Origin of the sequence: Mycolicibacterium rhodesiae, from assembly GCF_002086695.1 — a bacterium.
In the GTDB taxonomy this organism is placed as follows: domain Bacteria; phylum Actinomycetota; class Actinomycetes; order Mycobacteriales; family Mycobacteriaceae; genus Mycobacterium; species Mycobacterium rhodesiae.
Map to the genome: position 1 here is coordinate 1 of NZ_MVIH01000010.1, position 17,217 is coordinate 17,217.

Genomic DNA, 17,217 nt, shown 5'->3' on the forward strand with positions numbered 1-17,217 from the left:
CAATCACCATCGCGGCCACACCGCACTCGGCGGCCAACCACCCGCCACCCGCGTACCTAACCTCTCAGGTCAGTACAGCTAGTCAGTCGCGGGCCGGTGTGGCGATCGATTCGGCGGCGATAGTGACGATCACGCGAGTCTCGTCGGGATTACCGGAGAAGTTCGGATAAGGGATGCCGAGATACTTCTGGGAGATCTCGTCGATGCTTGCGCGACCGCCCTCGGTCGTCGTCGACAGCACGCGACCTCGAATTGCGTAGTACCGATTGACATTGTCGGGGTCCACGACGTTGACGGCGATGCGGGGGTCGCGGGCCAGATTGCGCGCCTTCTGCATGCCATCGACGATGTTGATGACGACGTGCTCGCCGTCGGTGGTCACCCACGTCTCGGTCAGCTGGGGTGAGCCGTCGGGCATCAGCGTTGCCACGAAGCAGGGACTAGAACGACGTAGCAGCGCGAGCAACCCGTCGGGAAGGGGTTTGGACATCGAATTCCTAACCTGGGGGCGGTGGTTGGTCGGGCGGTGCGAAAGACCAGTTGTCCGGATTCTTCTGCGAGTACACCACCAGGATGAGTTGGCCCATCGTCGGCCAGTTGTTTACGTCGACCGCCATCCGCTGGTACACCACGTGCTCGTTGACCGTGGGGCCGTTGATGACTCCGCTGATCGTGACGAACTGTTCCCCGGTGGCGTCGGGGCGCGGACTGACCCCGGTCACCAGCAGCGTGCCATGCACCACCTCGCCGCGCGGGCCGCGGCGCATCAGGCGCGGGGCCAAAACCAGGACCAGCGCACCGACGATGAGCAATATCACCGCGAATTCCCACATGCGGCCATGGTAGGACTAGCCGCATGAGCGGAGCCTGCGGAGCGAATCAACGGCGGATGAGCGGCCAGGATTTAAGGGCAGACCTGTCGGTGGCGCTGCAGCTCGCCGACCGTGCCGATGTGATCACCCTCGACCGATTCGGGGCGCTGGATCTGCGCATCGACACCAAACCAGACCTCACGCCCGTCACCGACGCCGACGAGGCCGTGGAGGCCGACGTGCGCGCGGCGCTGTCCCGCGAACGCCCGGACGACGCGGTGCTCGGTGAGGAGTACGGCGGCACAGCCGAATTCCAGGGCAGGCAGTGGGTGATCGACCCGATCGACGGGACCAAGAACTTCGTCCGCGGCGTGCCGATCTGGGCCACCCTGATCGCGCTGCTCTCCGACGGCGTGCCGGTCGTCGGCGTGGTCAGCGCACCCGCCCTCAACCGGCGTTGGTGGGCAGGCCGGGGACTGGGCGCGTTCGCGCGCACCGGGGACGGGCCGGAGCGGCCGTTGTCGGTCTCCGGGGTTGCCGAGCTGGGATCGGCCAGCCTGTCGTTCTCCAGCCTGTCCGGATGGGCCGATCTCGGGCTGCGGGAGCAGTTCATCGGATTGACCGACGACGTGTGGCGGGTGCGCGGGTACGGCGACTTCTTCTCCTACTGCCTGGTCGCCGAGGGCGCCGTCGATATCGCCGCTGAGCCCGAGGTCAAGCTGTGGGACCTGGCGCCGCTGGACATCCTGGTCCGCGAAGCCGGCGGCCGCTTCACCAATCTCGACGGGCAGCCTGGGCCGCACGGCGGGCATGCCGTGGCCACCAACGGCCTGCTGCACGAGGCGACGTTGGCGAGCCTGGCCAGGCGTTAGCCGCATGGTCGAGCTGGTGTGACCGACCCAACAGAATTCGCGCCACGGAGCGCTTCCGGCAGCTACCTTACTTTGGAGTAAGATAGGCTTCAGCGAGATCTGACCAGCACGCCCACCATCGACGAGGCTGCCACCATGACCAACACCCTTCCCCCCAAGTCCGCCAGCGCACGGGCCCGCGACAGCGCTGTCGGGCAGTACAAGCACAAGCGCTCCCTCACCGACATCGGCCTGGCGCTTGTCACGCCGCTGGTGGGGCAGGACTTCCTGGACCGCTACCACCTGCGCGACCCGCTGAACCGAGGCCTGAAGTACGGCGTCAAGCAGGCGTTCTCCACCGCGGGCGCGGCCACCCGTCAGTTCAAGAAGGTTCAGGGCATCGGCAAGTCGCCGGCCCGGCTGCGGCCCAGCGGCGCAGACTACTTCGACCTGACGCCCGATGACGACCAGAAGATGATCGTCGCGACGGTCGACGAGTTCGCCGAGGAAATTCTGCGTCCGGCCGCTCACGACGCCGACGACGCCGCGACCTACCCCGCCGATCTGATCGCCAAAGCCGCCGAGCTCGGTATCACGGCCATCAACATCCCCGAAGACTTCGACGGGATCGCCGAGCAGCGCACCACTGTCACCAATGCCCTGGTGGCCGAGGCGCTCGCCTACGGTGACATGGGCCTTGCGCTGCCGATCCTCGCGCCCGGCGGTGTCGCCTCCGCACTGACCCACTGGGGCAGCGCCGACCAGCAGGCCACCTATCTGCGCGAATTCGCCGGCGAGAACGTGCCGCAGGCGTGCGTGGCGATCGCCGAACCGCACGCCCTGTTCGACCCCACCGCGCTGAAGACCACCGCGGTGCGCACCCCGAGCGGCTACCGCCTCGACGGGGTGAAGTCGCTGGTTCCCGCCGCCGCCGATGCCGAATTGTTCATCGTGGCAGCACAACTCGACGGCAAGCCGGCGTTGTTCATCGTCGAGGCCTCGACCCCCGGCTTGACGGTGACCGCCGACCCCAGCATGGGGATCCGGGCCGCGGCTTTGGGCCGGGTGGCACTGGACAAGGTGTCGGTGCCACTGTCGGCCCGCCTCGGCGAGGACGGTGCTACCGATGCGGACTATTCCGAAGCAATTGCGTTGTCCCGCTTGGGCTGGGCCGCGCTGGCGGTCGGCACCTCGCACGCGGTGCTCGACTACGTGATCCCCTACGTCAAAGAACGCGAGGCATTCGGCGAACCGATCGCCCGCCGCCAGGCCGTCGCGTTCATGTGCGCCAACATCGCCATCGAACTCGATGGCCTGCGGTTGATCACCTGGCGCGGCGCCGCCCGCGCGGAGCGTGGCCTGCCGTTCACCCGCGAGGCCGCGCTGGCCAAGAAGCTGGGCACCGACAAGGGCATGCAGATCGGCCTGGACGGGGTGCAACTGCTCGGTGGCCACGGCTTCACCAAGGAGCACCCGGTTGAGCGCTGGTACCGCGATCTGCGGGCCATCGGCGTCGCCGAGGGTGTCGTCGTCCTGTAACCGCCTACGGCCTACGAACGGAAAAGACTGACATGGCAATCAATCTCGAACTGCCGCGCAAGCTGGAAGCCGTGATCGAAAAGGCGCACCAGGGCGCCGCAGAGATGTTGCGGCCGATCTCTCGCAAGTATGACGTCGCCGAACACGCCTACCCCGTCGAACTGGACACGCTGGCAACGTTGTTCGAGGGAATCTCGGAAGCCAACACGATCTCGTTCGCCGGCACCGAGGCATTCCGCGACAGCGATGACGGCCCGAAGGGAAACATCAACGGCGGCAACATGTCCGCGTTGCTCAACGCCCTGGAGATCTCCTGGGGCGACATCGCGCTGCTGCTATCGGTGCCGCGCCAGGGCCTCGGCAATGCCGCGATCTCCGGAGTGGCGACCGACGAGCAGCTGGAGCGGCTGGGCAAGAACGTGTGGGCCGCCATGGCGATCACCGAGCCGTCGTTCGGCTCGGACTCGGCGGCGGTCTCGACGACGGCGGTGCTCGACGGCGACGAATACGTGATCAACGGCGAGAAGATCTACGTCACCGCCGGGTCCCGCGCCACCCACATCGTGGTGTGGGCGACGCTGGACAAGTCCAAGGGCCGGGCGGCGATCAAGTCGTTCATCGTGCCGCGTGAGCACCCCGGGGTAACCGTCGAGCGGCTCGAGCACAAGCTCGGGATCAAGGCCTCCGACACCGCGGCCATCCGGTTCGACAACGCCCGCATCCCCAAGGAGAACCTGTTGGGGAGCCCCGAGATCGAGGTGGAGAAGGGCTTTGCCGGGGTCATGGAGACCTTCGACAACACCCGGCCGATCGTGGCCGCGATGGCGGTCGGGGTGGCCCGCGCCGCCCTGGAGGAACTGCGCACAATCCTGACCGAGGCCGGAGTCGAGATCTCCTACGACAAGCCGGCGCACGTCCAGAGTGCGGCTGCCGCGGAATTCCTTCGCATGGAAGCCGATTGGGAGGCCGGTTACCTGTTGACCGTGCGCTCGGCGTGGCAGGCCGACAATGCGATCCCGAACTCCAAGGAAGCCTCCATGGGCAAGGCCAAGGCCGCCCGCGTCGCCAGCGACATCACCCTCAAGGCGGTCGAACTAGCCGGAACGGCAGGCTATTCCGAGCAGACATTACTGGAGAAGTGGGCGCGCGACTCGAAGATCCTGGACATCTTCGAGGGCACGCAGCAGATCCAACAGCTGGTGGTCGCCCGTCGCCTGCTCGGGCTGTCCTCGACCGAACTCAAGTAGTCACGCGACGGCGGTCAACTCGCGCTGAGTCTGCTCGTCGAGTTCGATACCGGCGACGGCGAGGTTCTCGTCCAGGTGGCTCAGCGAGGACGTGCCGGGAATGAGCAGAACGTTGTCGGCAACGCCCAGTGTCCACGCCAGTGCGATCTGCGCGGGAGTGTGACCCAGCCGCTGCGCCGCGCCGGTGATGAGGGGATGCGACAGCACCGGATTCACCTCGTGGAAGGCGGATCCGAGTGGGAAGAACGGAACGAAAGCGATTCCGCGGGCGACGCATTCGTCGAGCACAGGCTGCGAGGACCGGTCCACCAGATTGAACGGATTCTGGACGCACACGATATCGGTGAGCTCCAGGGCGTGCAGCAGTTGCTCGTGCGTGACGTTGCTCAATCCGACACCGGCGATCAGGCCTTCGTCGCGGGCGGTGATCATCGCGCCGAGCTGATCGGTGAACAGCGAGTCGGCCTCGCCTTCCATCACCCGCAGGTTGACCGCGGCCAGCCGGTCGACGCCAAGGGTGGTCAGGTTCTCCTCGATACCCGCCCGTAGCTCATCGGGCTGGTTGTACGGCAGCCATTGGCCCTGATCATCGCGCCGTGCGCCCACCTTGCTCACCAGCGCCAGGTTCTCGGGATACGGGTGCAGTGCCTCACGGATCAGTTCGTTCGCCACATTCGGGCCGTAGAACTGCGAGGTGTCGATGTGGTCGACACCGGCGTCCACGGCCCGGCGCAACACGGCCAGGGCCTGGGCATGGTCTTTGGGCGGTCCGAACACACCAGGGCCTGGCAACTGCATGGCGCCGAATCCGACGCGATGGACGTCGTAGCCGGCCAACGGGAAACGTGTCATGGGGGTCCTCCACTCGCAAGAGATAGATTGAGATCGAATTATTTGATGTCAAACTATCTTGCGGGCGCGCTACGCTTCCTGTCAACCCAGGGAGGTGAAGCCACATTCCACGCTCAGCACACGACGCCGAATCGCGTCAGCGCGCCGCCGCCCTCGCCGATGCCTTCGGCCGAGCCGGCAAGACATTGGTCCGCGCCCTCGACGAGCGGCTCGGTGACCACGGTGTGTCCACCCCCCGATCGAAGGTCCTGTTCGAGGTGGATCGCTGCGGTCCAGTCCGGCTCACGGACCTGGCGCGCACGGTCGGCATCACACAGGGCACCGCCTCCACCCTCACCGACGCACTTGTCCGGGAGGGCTTGATCGAACGCTGCGCCGACGACTCCGACCGCCGGGTGACCCTGCTGCAGACCACAGCCACCGGCAGGCAGCAGGCGCAGAGCTGGGCCGGCGCGTACACCGCCGCGGCCGAGGAACTGTTCGGAATCCTCTCCGGTGAGGAGCAGCTGGCTCTCACCGAACTGCTGCAGCGCCTGGCCGACTCGATCGACGGCTGAACCTCAACCCGTTGCCCGCACCTGACACGGCACCCCGTTGACCACCTGAGTGTTACTGGGGACGTCGAGCAGATCAGGCGGGTTGAGCAGGTTGGAGTTCACGCCGGGATGCTCGTTGGCGACGCCGAGCCGGCTGCCCGGTACCCCGTGTCCCCAGCCGTGCGGCAGTGACACCACCCCGGGCATCATGTCGTCGCTGACCTCAACGGGCACAGCCACTTTCCCTTCCGATGTGCTGACCTCGGCCAGCTCGCCCTCACTGACCCCCACGCGGTGCGCATCGTCGGGGTGCATCAGCAGCGTGCATCGGTCTCGCCCCCGCATCAGCGCGGGCACGTTGTGCAGCCACGAGTTGTTCGACCGCAGATGCCTGCGACTGGTCAGCAACAGCGAATCGTCAGAGCGGTCCATGCGCGCCCGCAAGCGGGGCACGTCGTCGACGAACAGGTCATGTAACAGCTCGATGGCTCCCGACGGCGTGGTGACGGCAGAGTCGAGTCGGCCGCCCTCCAATTCGCCGAGTCGCAGGCCGTCGGGGTGCTTGCGCACCTCGTCGAGGGTCAGGCCGTCGGGGTTGGTCCCCAGGCCGTCACCCCAGGGGCCGAGCCGGATGTAGAGGTCGTATATGCGTTCGGGCCCTTGGCCTTTCAGCATACCCATGACCTCGGCCGGGTCGCGTCCGCTCAGCGGAGTTCCCGGTTGGGTGCACATGGTGGCGACCAGTCCCCCGGTATACAGGTCGTCGATTGCCGGGACGTCGACGTCAGCCATGGGGGTACCCAGTAGGGCGCCCGAAAGACGCAGCAGCACTTCCCATTCGGTCGGCCGAGAAGGATCCGGTGCAAACAACGGCTCCGACCACTTCAGGCAGGATGCGACGGCATACATCCAGTAGAGGTCGTCGGCATGCGGGCGTTCCAGCGGCGAGAGCCCAGGGAAGATGACGTGGGCATGCCGGGTGGTCTCGTTGAGCCAATTGTCGACGCAGACAAGAGCATCCAGGCAGGCCAGCGCCTCGTCGAGCCGGCCTGCCGCCGGCGACGAGATCACCGGGTTGCCCGCGACCGAGATCATCGCGCGGATGCGTCCGTCGCCCGGAGTGAGGATCTCCTCGGCCAGGCAGCTCACCGGGAACTGGCCGAGCACCTCCCCGACCCCGCGCACGCGCGAGGCGAAGCGGCCGAACTCCCAGCGCGGGCCGGGCTGATCGGGCGGCTTCATGAACATCGGTGAATACACCGCCGGGGTGGGGAACACCGCTCCCCCGCGCCGGTCGACCGCACCGAGCGCGGTGTTCAGCACGAACACCAGCCAGGTGGCCAAGGTTCCGAATTCCTGGGTGCAGGCCCCGATCCGGCTGTACAGCACGGGATTCGACGCCGATGCCAGGTCGTGCGCGAGCGCGCGGATGGTCTCGGCGGGGATGCCGCTGGGCCCTTCGACGGCCTCCGGGGTGAACGGTTCGGCCAGGGCGATCACCTCGTCGAGTCCCTGGACGCGGCCGTCGAGATGCGGGTGCGCGCGCAGTAGTCCGTCGGCGGCCAGCGTCCGCAGTACCGCGAAGAGCACCAGGGCGTCGGTGCCCGGGCGGATCGGCACCCAGTCGGTGGCGCGCTGGGCGGTCTCGGTGCGGCGTGGGTCGATGACCACCACCCGACCGCCGCGCTTGCGGATGCCGGTCAGGTGGCCGACGACGTCGGGAGCCGAGAGCATCGATCCCTGCGAGGCGGCGGGGTTGGCGCCGATGACGACGAGGTGGTCGGTGCGGGCCAGGTCCGGGATCGGCGCGTTCCACATTCCGCCGAAGAGCAGGGTGCCGACGACGTTCAGCGGCCACTGGTCGACCGTGCCCGGTGAGTAGTACGCGCCCATCCCGGCCGCGGCGCCCATCCCGACGAGGGCGCCGATGTAGGAACTCAAGCCCAGGTTGTGCGCCACCGGGTTGCCGACGTACACCGTGACCGCCCGAGCGCCGTCGCTGTCCAGCACCGGCCGGAGCACCCGCTCCGCTTCGGCGAACGCCTCGTCCCAGGAGACGGCGACGTGGGTCCCGTCCGGCTGCCTCACCATCGGCGATCGCAACCGGTCCGGGTCGTCGTGCAGCTGCCCGAGCACCGTGCCCTTGGGGCAGATGTGCCCTGCCGACCACACGTCGTCGGGGTTGCCACGGATGTCGGTGACCCGGTCGCCGTCGACCGTGACCCGTAGCCCGCACATGGCTTCGCAGAGTGGGCACGTCACGCGGCGGACGGCGCCGTCAGCTTGATCCGACTTCTGTCTGGACACCTGTCCATGTTAGGGGTGGGCAGGTACCCGGCACAACGGTCAGGAGTCGGCCCGGCGAGCCCGCCAGTCGCCGATCGCCGACAGCCGCCGCCGCTGCTGGGCGGCGGCGCCGGCATCCAGACCGCGGTCGCGCTCCTCGAGTCGGCCGATCACCCGCTCGCGATGCTCGACGGGGTTGCCGTCGTCGTACTTGAACTTGGCTTCGACGCGCTCGACGGCAAGCCGCACACCGCGGATGCCCGGCAGCATCCGGCCGTACGGGTCCTGCCCTTCGGCCACCTCGGCATGGCGGCCTTCGGGCTGGAAGTCGGCGAGCTGAGACCGCAGTATCTCCACCTTGCCCTGTGGATCGTCGATAATCGTTGGGCGGCAGATGAATTGGACGGAGGCGTAGTAGCTGGTCGGCACTCCGTCCTCGTCGGGGACACCCGCTTTGGGTCGCCAATACCCCGGAATGTAGGCATAGTCACCGATCACCGCCACCCGCACCTCGGTGGCCGCTTCCAGGTGCGGCCAGACCGGATTGGGCCGCGCGAGGTGGATCAGCAACTCCTCGCCCGCCACCGTGAAATGGGTGGGCACCAGAACCGGGGCCTGCATGGGGTCGACGTTGTTGACCGCGAGGACGCCGAACCGGTCGGTCGAGGCCAACCAGTCCCGCCATTCGGCGGCATCCGACGCGGCATCCCAGGGATGGATCAGCATGGTCTCATTGCACCAGGGGCGTGCAACAGATTTACAGCTGGGCGTAGACCGTTTTGGTCTGCAGGTAGCTCTCGACGCCCGCGCGGCCCCACTCGTAACCCCAGCCCGACTGCTTGTAGCCGCCGAACGGCATCGAGTGGTCGAAGACCATCTGGCAGTTCAGCGTGACGGTGCCCGATTGGATTCGCTTGGCCAACCGGTGCGCTCGGGATATGTCCCTGGTCCACACCGTGGCCGCAAGGCCGTAGTCGGAGTTGTTGGCCTGCGCCACTACCTCGTCATCGTCGTCGAAGGGCAGGACCGCGACGACGGGTCCGAAGATCTCCTGCTGATACAGCCGCATCCCGGGGTCCACGTCGGTCAGCACCGTGGGGTGCACGAAGTATCCTCTTCGGTCGAGGCGATGCCCCCCGGTCACCACCTCGACGCCGTCGCGTTTGCCTTCGTCGATATAGCCCATCACGCGACCGAGTTGCTTCTCGCTGATCAGCGGTCCGATCATGGCGTTCTCATCTTTCGGGCCGCCGAGCTGCACCGAGTCGGCCATGGTCGCCACCGATTCGACGACCTGGTCGTACACCTTGCGATGAGCGAAAATCCTTGAGCCGCAGATACATCCCTGCCCCGAGTGGATGAAGATGCCCATCGACGCCATCGTGGTGGCCATACCGAGGTCGGCGTCGTCGTAGATCAGCACCGGCGATTTCCCGCCGAGCTCGAGGGTCACGCGCTTCAGATTGCCTGCCGACGCCTGCACGATGCGCTTGCCGATTTCGGTCGATCCGGTGAACGCTATCTTGTCGACACCGGGATGCTCGGCCAATGCCGCACCCGCCGTGTGGCCATATCCGGTGACCAGGTTGACCACCCCCTCGGGGATACCGGCCCGCTGCAGGATCCGGACCAGCAGTAGTGCCGAAAGCGGTGTCTCCTCAGCGGGTTTGACGACACTACTGCAGCCTGCAGCCAGCGACGGCGCGAGCTTGGCGCAGAAATTGAAGATCGGACCGTTCCACGGGAAGATCAGGCCGACCACACCATAGGGCTCCTTGAGGGTGTAGGCGTGCATGTTCGAGAACGCACCGGTGATGCCGCCGGTCTGCTGCACATCGTGGGCAATGCCTTCGAGCTTGGTGCACCAACCGGCGTAATAGCGGAACATTTCCGCGCAGGTCGAGGTGATCATGTTCGCCTGCATGTACGGCATGCCGGTGTTGAACGAGTCGATCTCGGCCAAGTCAGCGGCGTGCTGATCTATCAGGTCGGCGACCCGCCAGAGCACTTTCGCGCGCTCGTTGCCGGGCAAGTGAGACCACACCCCGGAGTCAAAGCTGGCCCTGGCTCGGTCGACCGCCTCGTTGACAGCCTCGGCGCCGCCGTCGGCGAAGTCGGCGATCAGCTCCTCGGTGGCCGGGTTGATGATCTGGATGCGCTCGCCGGCGCCGGGGCGCTGCGCGATCTCGTCCAGAACGGACTGCAAGGTCATGGAAATTTCCTTGGTTCAGGCGACGGGCGTGAAGGTGAGATGCAGTTCGCTCAGGCCGCGCAGCAGGAACGTCGGCTCGTAGCGATAGCGCCGGTCACCGGCGAGTCCATGCTGTGTCTCGTCAATGGCGATGTCGCTCATGCGATCCAGCAGCCGATTCAGCGTCACCTTCGCCTCGACGCGGGCCAGCGGTGCGCCGGCGCAGGTGTGGATGCCGCGACCGAACGTGATGTGCTCGCGGACGTTCTTGCGGTCGAGATGGAACTCGTCGGGGTTCTCGAACTTCCGTGGGTCGCGATTGGCCGCACCGAGGCAGAGCATCAGCACGGTCCCGGCCTTGATGTCCACCCCGCCGAGGTTGGTGGTCTTGCGCGCCAGCCGGAAGTCGACCTTGGTGGGGCTCTCGATGCGCAGTGATTCCTCGATGAAGTTGCCGATCAGACTGCGGTCGGCGCGCAGCTTGTCCTGCAGGTCGGGGCGCTCGGCCAACACCCGGGTCGACGCGCTGAGAAGCTTGACGACGGTCTCCTGTCCCGCGGCGAACAGGAACGTCGCGGCGCGCACGACGTCGACGACGTCTGGTGTCGTACCGTCCGGGTAGGTCGCTGCGGCAAGCGAATTCAGCACGTCCTCCCGCGGGTGCTGGCGGCGATCGTTGATGTAGCCGGTGAACTTTGCGTCGAGCCACTCCAGCGGATTGACCGCGACCGGGGTGTGATCGAGCGCGCCAACGGCACTTCCGGGTTCCTTGCCCGCCCCCAGGCTCGCCCGGAACTCCGCGCGGTCATCGTCGGGTACACCCAGCAGGTCGGCGATCACGAGCGTGGCGAAGGGCTTGCCGTATTGGGCCAGCAGCTCGCACTTTCCGTTGCCGATGAACTCGTCGAGCTGGCGGTCTGCCAGCTCCCACATGAAGTCTTCGTTCTCCTTCAGCCGGGCCGGGGTCAGCAGCCGACTGAGCAGCGAGCGGGCCCGGGTGTGCTCCGGCGGGTCCATCACCACCATCATCTCGTTGATGGGGAACAGGTGCCGGTGGGCATCGATCTGGACTGAGATGTCGTCGCCCTCTGGCTCGAACGGTAACGGCGGGAAAGGCCCGCCGATGGCGTTCACCGCCGAGAACGTCTCGTAGTCCTTGAATGCCGCGACCGCCTCGTCGTACCCGGTGACGGCCACGACCCCGTAGTTGGGCTCGCGGAAGACGGGATTCTGCGAACGGATGTAGTCCAGGTAGTCGTAAGGGTCCTGCGCGATGGCCTGGTCGGAGAAATAGTCGGCAGCTGCCAAATCGGTCATTGTTGGGGGCCTTTCACGATGCTGATGGCTTGGCGCGGGCACGCAGCCACCGCCGCCTCGACCTGCTCGCGCAGTTCGTCAGCGGGTGACTCGAGGCAGGTCGCCAGATCGTCGGACCCGACGTCGAAGACTTCGGCGGCCAACTCGACACACAGGGCGTGCCCTTCGCACAGGTCACGGTCGACCTGGACGCGCCAATGAGCCGGGGTCATCGAGCCCTCCCTATCCAATCCCATTATCGGTTTGATCGATCGATCAAATTTTCAGAACATGCTTACCATGGCTGGAAATCACCGGTCAAGAGCCGCATCGATCGGCCGTCTAGCCAAGCGCGCAACACTCCTGACAAGATGGCCGCTATGGCGTCGACACCGAAAAGCAAGGACAAAGACGCCGGCGCGCGCGAACGCTTGATGGCGGCGACTGCTCACATCATGCGCGAGGAGGGCTACGCCGCCGCGACGTCTCGGCGGGTGGCGGCTCGAGCCGGGGTCCGATCCGCGTTGGTGTACTACTACTTCCCGACAATGGACGATCTGTTCGTCGCCGTACTGCAAGCGGGATCTGAAGCATCGCTGACGAAGATCCGTCAGGCGATCACCGCCGACGAGCCACTGCGGGCGTTGTGGTCCATCAACACCGACCCGCGATGGACCAGTTTGTATAGCGAATTCGTCGCGCTGGCCAACCATCGGAAGGTGATCAGCGCTGAGCTCAAGTCCTACGCCGAACGGGTCCGAGACATCGAAACCGCCGCCGCGACAGTCGCTCTGCGCGGTCACGGCGTCGACCTCAGCATGTTTCCCCCCGTGGCGATCTCGATGCTCGTTGCACAGACCGCACGCAGCCTGTGCAACGAGAGCGCAATCGGGATGACGGAGGGTCACGCGGAATTGCGCGAACTGGTTGAGCGCTTGCTGGCTCGGTTTTCCTCCACCGAACAGGCGCAAGCTACTTGAGCATGCTCCCGCCGTCGACCGTCATCGGCAGCCCCGTCACGAATCGGGATTCGTCAGAGGCCAGGAACAGCACCGCATTACTGATGTCGACCGGTTCGACCCAACCTATCGGCAGGACGTGCATCATTTGAGCGACGACGGCCATGTCGTCGGGACCCGGGTTCTCCAGGTCGGGTCGGAACAGTTTCATGGTGCCCTCGTTCATGAACAGCGGGGTGTTCACGTTCGTCGGATGCACCGAGTTCACCCGTATCGAGTGGTGCCCTAGCTCGACGGCGAAAGTGCGCATCAGACCGACCACGCCATGCTTAGCGGCGATGTAGTGACCCGTGTGCGGGTATGCCTTCAGTCCACCAACCGAGCTGGTCAGGATGATGGAGCCGCCGCTACCGCCGGCGATCAGATGCGGTACAGCTGCTTTCACGCTCTTCCACACGCCAGAGAGGTTGACGTCGATCATGTCATTCCAGTCAGCTTCACTCGTGAGGTCCAGCGTCTGTCCACCGTTGCCGATGCCCGCGTTGGCGACGATGATGTCCAGCCGGCCCAGCTGCTCGACACCGCTGTCCACCGCGGCCTTCACGGCAGCGTAGTCACGCACATCGACCTCAGCGGTCACGACGCGGCGGTTCAGGTTCTTCACCAGTTCCGCAGTCTCGGCGAGGTCATCCGGCGTGGGAGCGGGAATGTCCTCGTTACTGCTGATGCGCTTGCATACATCGATCGCGATGATGTCGGCGCCCTCCTCGGCCAACCGAACCGCGTGACTGCGGCCCTGACCCCGCGCAGCTCCCGTAATGAAAGCGACCTTGCCCTCAACTCTTCCAGCCATGAAACCCTCGTCTCGTAGAACGTTGGCGCGCACCGCGCCGGACGACATGCGATCACATTTTGATCGATCGATCAATAGTGTCGTAGCGGCGCTGGCGGTGTCAAGGTAGATGGATGTAGATCTGGATGTTCTTGCTACTCAGGCAAGTAGCGAGGCTAACGGTGTTGAGCACAGCGGAACCCGTCTAGCGATCCCAACTCCTAGGCGCTCTGCTGCGCGTCGGTGGCCTTGGCCGGATCCGGCAGGCCCTCGATGTCACCGTCGACGTTTGACACGATGTAGCCGGTCAGCGTCTGCTGGAAGGCGTTGATCGTCGCGTCGGCATGCAGGTAGCCGGTGTGCGCACCGGTAACCGTGATGTTGGCCAGGTAGTGCACAGACGACTGGTTCGGCAGGTAGTCGGCGGACTCGGTGCCGTTCAGGATCATCCCATCCTCGTTCACATAGTCCGTGTACGTGACCGTGCGGATCGTCTTGGTCGCATCGTTCGGATCCGGGGTTTCGACGACCACGGCGGTCCCGCCGTTCTTGCCGGTGTAGGTTCCGACCGGATCCAGCGGTGTGGTGCTCGGATGGTAAGTGCTCAGTGCCGGTGCCCACGACGACGAATCCGGGGTGGTGCGATCGGCCGCCACCGACCCAACGCTGGTGGTGTACTTCAGGTTTGCGATCACCAATCGTGACTGAGTCGGGTCGGAGACGCTGGACTCCCAGAACGTGACCGCAGTTCCGTCGGTGTTCCAGCTGGGCATGCTGCGAGCGGCCCATCCGTCACCGGTGTCGAACAGCGGGATTCCGTTCTCCCGGTTGAGCTCATCGCCGACCTGGACCGCCCACTCCTGATTGGAGACGTTGACCGGAGTCGCGTAGTAGCCGTAGACCGGCGCCGCTACGTATACCGGAAGCAGGCTCTGCCGGACGATCCTGGTCATCGGCGTCAGCGCATTCAGACCGCGCGTACTGCCGATGGCGATCCACTGCTGGTTCGGCGAGTAGTCCATGTCCTCGTCGTAGTCGAGGTTGGCGGTCACCCGGGTGATGTTGCCCGTGGCCAGGTCGACCACGATGTCATCGGCGTTGCCTTGGTCGTAAGACCCGCCGAGGATGACCACACCCTTGCCGTCCGGCGTCCACTGCTTGCCCTCGCCGGTGGGGAACACCACCCTCGGGTCGGTCACGTCATACTCGTTCGTGGTCGAGTTGTACTCCAAGCCCCCCACCACCGGAACGATTTGCAGCACGCCTGTGGCGCCGTTGAGCATGATCCGGCTGAAGAGCACATGCTGACCGTCCGGCGAGACCCGCATCTCACGTTGGGCGTTTACGGCAATGACGCCCGGAGCACTGGCTGGGGTGACGATCGGGATCAGCTCGGCTCCGCTGTCCCCCTGTTGCAGAACGGAATACGTCGGCCCAGACTGGGCGCCGCTGTCGACGAGCACCACGACCCGCCCTGAGCCGTCGGTGAACGGCACCGGCTTGCCCAGATTCGCGGTCACGCTGGGGGCGACCCCACAGGTGAGACATGTGGCGTTCGTGCCGTCGATGTTGATCTGGTAGATCTCCTGACGGGTCGCGCCGGCCGGGATGGCCGCGAAGTAGATGGAATGCCCATCTTCGGAGTAACGCGGGTTGACCGGTTTGGTCACGCCGGCGGGCATGGCCAGAATGGCCCGCTGCACAGTGGGATTGAGGACCGTCACAGTCTCCGCGGCCTGAGCGCTATGGGAGCTGAGCGGGGTTAGGATGTTGAACTTACCGTCTGACACCGCCACCGTGAACGAATCAGTCTGTGCAGCATCGTAATTGATGTCATTCGGGACGTAGGTATAGTTGCCGGTGGCCTGGTCGATTGTCAGGGTGCCGTACTTCGGGCCCTGGGTGACGGTGTACCTCAGCGCGTCACCTTCGATGTCGGTGGCGCCGATATTGCCAGTCACGGTCTGCCCGGTCTGCACGGTCGTGGTCGGGTCCCCGATCGTCGGTGCCTGATTGAACAGATCGCGCCGCACCGCACCCAGCACTGCCCAGACCAGCGGTACCACCGGTCCCGGAGTAGCCGGCGGCGAGTTCAGGAACGGGTTGAGCAATGAGGTGATGACGTGGTTGAGGAACCCGATAGGCCCCGCGGGCGCCGCCGGATTCGGTGTCAGGGCCGCGGTGTTCGATGTCGCGCCCGCGGCGCTCGGATGATTCACAAGAGAGGCGTGCGCCGTGCCAACCCGCGCTGGCACCACGATGACCGAAGGTGCGTCGAGGGAGGCCGCGGCAGACTCGGTGACGGGCTTCGGCTCGGTTGCGACTGCACGTGTTGCCGACTGCGACGTTGCTGCGACGGTCACCGCCGTCGTCACGGCGGTGGCTGACGGCGATTTCTGAGCCGTCGCCGGCGCGCTCGACTTCGATCCGCCAGTACTGGTCACTTGACCAATAGACGACTTCGCCGTTCCGCTGCGGGGCTTCGCGCCGGTGTTCGACCGGCGCGCGGAGTGAGCCGACGACGAATCAGAGCCACCCGACGAATCGGAAGACGATGCGGATGGCGAGGTTCCGCCCGATGAGCCGGACCCGGTGTCCGCCGATGCGACCCCGTAGCCCGCGGCCAGTGCACCAAAGAACCAAACCGCCACCGCCATCCCGCCATAGCCGCCGAACTTCACAGCCGCGCGCGCGGTGCTGCGGTGCGGTGCAGATTCGCGCGGCTCGCCCGACGGGACCGAAACGAACAACGGGTTGACGCGGCCAGCTGCGTCGGACATGGCTTGCCTCCGAGGGTGGGATGTGCTGATCGATCGACCAAATATGTGGTGTGATGAACTTCATAACAGTGCGTGTGAAGCCGTGTCAAGAACATCGACAGAAATTGGGTACCGAAAAGTTCAGCTACTGCGCATCACACAGCAGAGGTCAGAACACGTTGCAGTACAGACTTTTACAGGCCCAACGAGGCCTCGGCGGGCCTCACTGCGTCGATGACCTGGTAGCCGGATCGCCCTACCGCGCAAAGGTCAGTGGTTGCCTTTGGCCAACAACGCGAACTGCGCCTCGATGAAGTGTTCCAGCTCGTCGTGTCCGTGCGTCAGGCCGACGGCGGTCTCATTGCCCACGCTGCGTGCGATCTGCGCAACCAACATCGATATCACCACCGGCGGATACGCTTCGAGGTCTACGCCGTAGGACCGCAACGACATTGTCACCGCCGCTGTCTCGATGTCGCGGACCCGTTCGGCGAAATGCCGCAGCTCGGCGCCGATCACCTTGCGATGGTTGGCAAGTGCCATCAATTCAGTGCTCATCACGGTCTGGCGTGGGTCACTGTTGATCCGCCACAGTGCACGTATGGGATCTTCCTCGGTGAGTACCGTGCGCAGTTGTTCCAACGCGGCCTCTGCTCCCGATCGCAACACCGCCAAGAAGAGATCGTCCATTGTCGGGAAGTAGTAATAAACCAGCGCCTGCTTCACGCCGGCCTTCGTCGCAACCCGTCGCGATGTTGCTGCGGCATAGCCTTCGTCGTGCATGATTTCTGCCGTTGCCTGCACGAGCCGCTGCCGGGTCCCACCGTCATCGACCTTCGGCCTTTCCGTGGCACGTCGAGGACCCGCCTTGCCTGACGGACCCTTTCGCGCCGCGGTGGTCACAGGGGCACCATAACATTTGTGGTCGCTTGACCAGACGTCTCTACCGCGGGCCGAAGCGTCAACTCTGTGAGCGAGTCCGAATCGGGGAACCACGTATGTCATCGAACCCGAGCACCAGCATCTTCGGCATTCATATCGAGGGTTATCACGCCGG

17 protein-coding genes are annotated in these 17,217 nt (G+C 65.5%); 6 read left to right on the forward strand and 11 right to left on the reverse strand.

The genetic code is table 11. The features are described from left to right. Window positions 1–82 precede the first annotated feature (82 nt). Window positions 83–490, reverse strand: coding sequence for a PPOX class F420-dependent oxidoreductase (locus BST42_RS19445; protein WP_083120960.1), 408 nt, complete (start codon window positions 488–490; stop codon window positions 83–85). Window positions 491–497: 7 nt separating this feature from the next. After that, window positions 498–833, reverse strand: a complete 336-nt coding sequence (locus BST42_RS19450) for a hypothetical protein (RefSeq protein WP_083120961.1) — start codon at window positions 831–833, stop codon at window positions 498–500. Between the two features lie 56 nt (window positions 834–889). On the opposite strand from BST42_RS19450, the gene hisN reads away from it, so the two are divergent. The 3 genes from hisN to BST42_RS19465 all read left to right on the forward strand — a co-directional run bounded on the left by hisN (window position 890) and on the right by BST42_RS19465 (window position 4,449). Further along, window positions 890–1,684: a histidinol-phosphatase gene (gene hisN, locus BST42_RS19455; protein WP_083120962.1), complete on the forward strand. Its 795-nt coding sequence runs from the start codon at window positions 890–892 to the stop codon at window positions 1,682–1,684. A gap of 135 nt (window positions 1,685–1,819) precedes the next feature. Then, window positions 1,820–3,202: an acyl-CoA dehydrogenase family protein gene (locus tag BST42_RS19460; RefSeq protein ID WP_083120963.1), complete on the forward strand. Its 1,383-nt coding sequence runs from the start codon at window positions 1,820–1,822 to the stop codon at window positions 3,200–3,202. Window positions 3,203–3,234: 32 nt separating this feature from the next. Further along, window positions 3,235–4,449, forward strand: a complete 1,215-nt coding sequence (locus tag BST42_RS19465; RefSeq protein WP_083120964.1) for an acyl-CoA dehydrogenase family protein — start codon at window positions 3,235–3,237, stop codon at window positions 4,447–4,449. Here the strand turns inward: BST42_RS19465 and BST42_RS19470 are convergent, their stop codons facing one another. Next, complete coding sequence (locus tag BST42_RS19470; protein ID WP_083120965.1) at window positions 4,450–5,301, reverse strand: oxidoreductase; 852 nt, start codon at window positions 5,299–5,301, stop codon at window positions 4,450–4,452. It abuts the gene before it with no gap. A 224-nt stretch (window positions 5,302–5,525) separates the two neighbouring features. On the opposite strand from BST42_RS19470, the gene BST42_RS19475 reads away from it, so the two are divergent. Then, complete coding sequence (locus BST42_RS19475) at window positions 5,526–5,858, forward strand: MarR family winged helix-turn-helix transcriptional regulator (RefSeq protein ID WP_237159510.1); 333 nt, start codon at window positions 5,526–5,528, stop codon at window positions 5,856–5,858. A gap of 3 nt (window positions 5,859–5,861) precedes the next feature. Here the strand turns inward: BST42_RS19475 and BST42_RS19480 are convergent, their stop codons facing one another. Genes BST42_RS19480 through BST42_RS19500 form a run of 5 tightly spaced genes read right to left on the reverse strand, consistent with a single transcriptional unit; the run spans window position 5,862 to window position 11,843 of the window. Continuing rightward, window positions 5,862–8,144: a molybdopterin-dependent oxidoreductase gene (locus tag BST42_RS19480; protein ID WP_264048788.1), complete on the reverse strand. Its 2,283-nt coding sequence runs from the start codon at window positions 8,142–8,144 to the stop codon at window positions 5,862–5,864. Between the two features lie 39 nt (window positions 8,145–8,183). Beyond that, window positions 8,184–8,849 carry an FMN-binding negative transcriptional regulator gene (locus BST42_RS19485; RefSeq protein ID WP_083120968.1) on the reverse strand — a complete coding sequence of 222 codons (666 nt, stop codon included), beginning with the start codon at window positions 8,847–8,849 and terminating at the stop codon, window positions 8,184–8,186. A gap of 31 nt (window positions 8,850–8,880) precedes the next feature. Then, window positions 8,881–10,335, reverse strand: coding sequence for an aldehyde dehydrogenase family protein (locus tag BST42_RS19490; RefSeq protein WP_083120969.1), 1,455 nt, complete (start codon window positions 10,333–10,335; stop codon window positions 8,881–8,883). Window positions 10,336–10,350: 15 nt separating this feature from the next. Then, window positions 10,351–11,631: a cytochrome P450 gene (locus BST42_RS19495; RefSeq protein ID WP_083120970.1), complete on the reverse strand. Its 1,281-nt coding sequence runs from the start codon at window positions 11,629–11,631 to the stop codon at window positions 10,351–10,353. After that, window positions 11,628–11,843 (reverse strand): ferredoxin, encoded by a 216-nt coding sequence (locus tag BST42_RS19500; protein ID WP_083120971.1) that lies wholly within the window; start codon window positions 11,841–11,843, stop codon window positions 11,628–11,630. Before BST42_RS19500 ends, BST42_RS19495 begins: the two co-directional genes overlap by 4 nt. 147 nt (window positions 11,844–11,990) lie before the next feature. Between BST42_RS19500 and BST42_RS19505 the strand changes: the two genes are divergently transcribed. Beyond that, window positions 11,991–12,590 carry a TetR/AcrR family transcriptional regulator gene (locus BST42_RS19505; protein WP_083121119.1) on the forward strand — a complete coding sequence of 200 codons (600 nt, stop codon included), beginning with the start codon at window positions 11,991–11,993 and terminating at the stop codon, window positions 12,588–12,590. On the opposite strand, the gene BST42_RS19510 is transcribed toward BST42_RS19505, so the two are convergent. Further along, window positions 12,583–13,422: a mycofactocin-coupled SDR family oxidoreductase gene (locus BST42_RS19510; RefSeq protein ID WP_083121120.1), complete on the reverse strand. Its 840-nt coding sequence runs from the start codon at window positions 13,420–13,422 to the stop codon at window positions 12,583–12,585. The two genes, BST42_RS19505 and BST42_RS19510, sit on opposite strands and share 8 nt — an antisense overlap. 200 nt (window positions 13,423–13,622) lie before the next feature. Further along, window positions 13,623–15,620 (reverse strand): cadherin-like domain-containing protein, encoded by a 1,998-nt coding sequence (locus BST42_RS19515; RefSeq protein WP_237159511.1) that lies wholly within the window; start codon window positions 15,618–15,620, stop codon window positions 13,623–13,625. Window positions 15,621–15,636: 16 nt separating this feature from the next. Here BST42_RS19515 and BST42_RS29680 point away from each other — a divergent pair, with 16 nt between their 5' ends. Then, window positions 15,637–15,801: a hypothetical protein gene (locus BST42_RS29680; protein WP_165760881.1), complete on the forward strand. Its 165-nt coding sequence runs from the start codon at window positions 15,637–15,639 to the stop codon at window positions 15,799–15,801. Between the two features lie 629 nt (window positions 15,802–16,430). On the opposite strand, the gene BST42_RS19520 is transcribed toward BST42_RS29680, so the two are convergent. Further along, on the reverse strand, window positions 16,431–17,063 hold the full coding sequence (locus BST42_RS19520; protein ID WP_083120972.1) for a TetR/AcrR family transcriptional regulator: 633 nt from the start codon (window positions 17,061–17,063) through the stop codon (window positions 16,431–16,433). Window positions 17,064–17,217: the final 154 nt, after the last annotated feature.

Excerpts from the sequence above, each read along its gene's own strand:
- BST42_RS19445 (WP_083120960.1), bottom strand. The coding sequence starts at position 490 with ATGTCCAAACCCCTTCCCGACGGGTTGCTCGCGCTGCTACGTCGTTCT.
- BST42_RS19450 (WP_083120961.1), bottom strand. The coding sequence starts at position 833 with ATGTGGGAATTCGCGGTGATATTGCTCATCGTCGGTGCGCTGGTCCTG.
- hisN (WP_083120962.1), top strand. The coding sequence starts at position 890 with ATGAGCGGCCAGGATTTAAGGGCAGACCTGTCGGTGGCGCTGCAGCTC.
- BST42_RS19460 (WP_083120963.1), top strand. The coding sequence starts at position 1,820 with ATGACCAACACCCTTCCCCCCAAGTCCGCCAGCGCACGGGCCCGCGAC.
- BST42_RS19465 (WP_083120964.1), top strand. The coding sequence starts at position 3,235 with ATGGCAATCAATCTCGAACTGCCGCGCAAGCTGGAAGCCGTGATCGAA.
- BST42_RS19470 (WP_083120965.1), bottom strand. The coding sequence starts at position 5,301 with ATGACACGTTTCCCGTTGGCCGGCTACGACGTCCATCGCGTCGGATTC.
- BST42_RS19485 (WP_083120968.1), bottom strand. The coding sequence starts at position 8,849 with ATGCTGATCCATCCCTGGGATGCCGCGTCGGATGCCGCCGAATGGCGG.
- BST42_RS19490 (WP_083120969.1), bottom strand. The coding sequence starts at position 10,335 with ATGACCTTGCAGTCCGTTCTGGACGAGATCGCGCAGCGCCCCGGCGCC.
- BST42_RS19495 (WP_083120970.1), bottom strand. The coding sequence starts at position 11,631 with ATGACCGATTTGGCAGCTGCCGACTATTTCTCCGACCAGGCCATCGCG.
- BST42_RS19500 (WP_083120971.1), bottom strand. The coding sequence starts at position 11,843 with ATGACCCCGGCTCATTGGCGCGTCCAGGTCGACCGTGACCTGTGCGAA.
- BST42_RS19505 (WP_083121119.1), top strand. The coding sequence starts at position 11,991 with ATGGCGTCGACACCGAAAAGCAAGGACAAAGACGCCGGCGCGCGCGAA.
- BST42_RS19510 (WP_083121120.1), bottom strand. The coding sequence starts at position 13,422 with ATGGCTGGAAGAGTTGAGGGCAAGGTCGCTTTCATTACGGGAGCTGCG.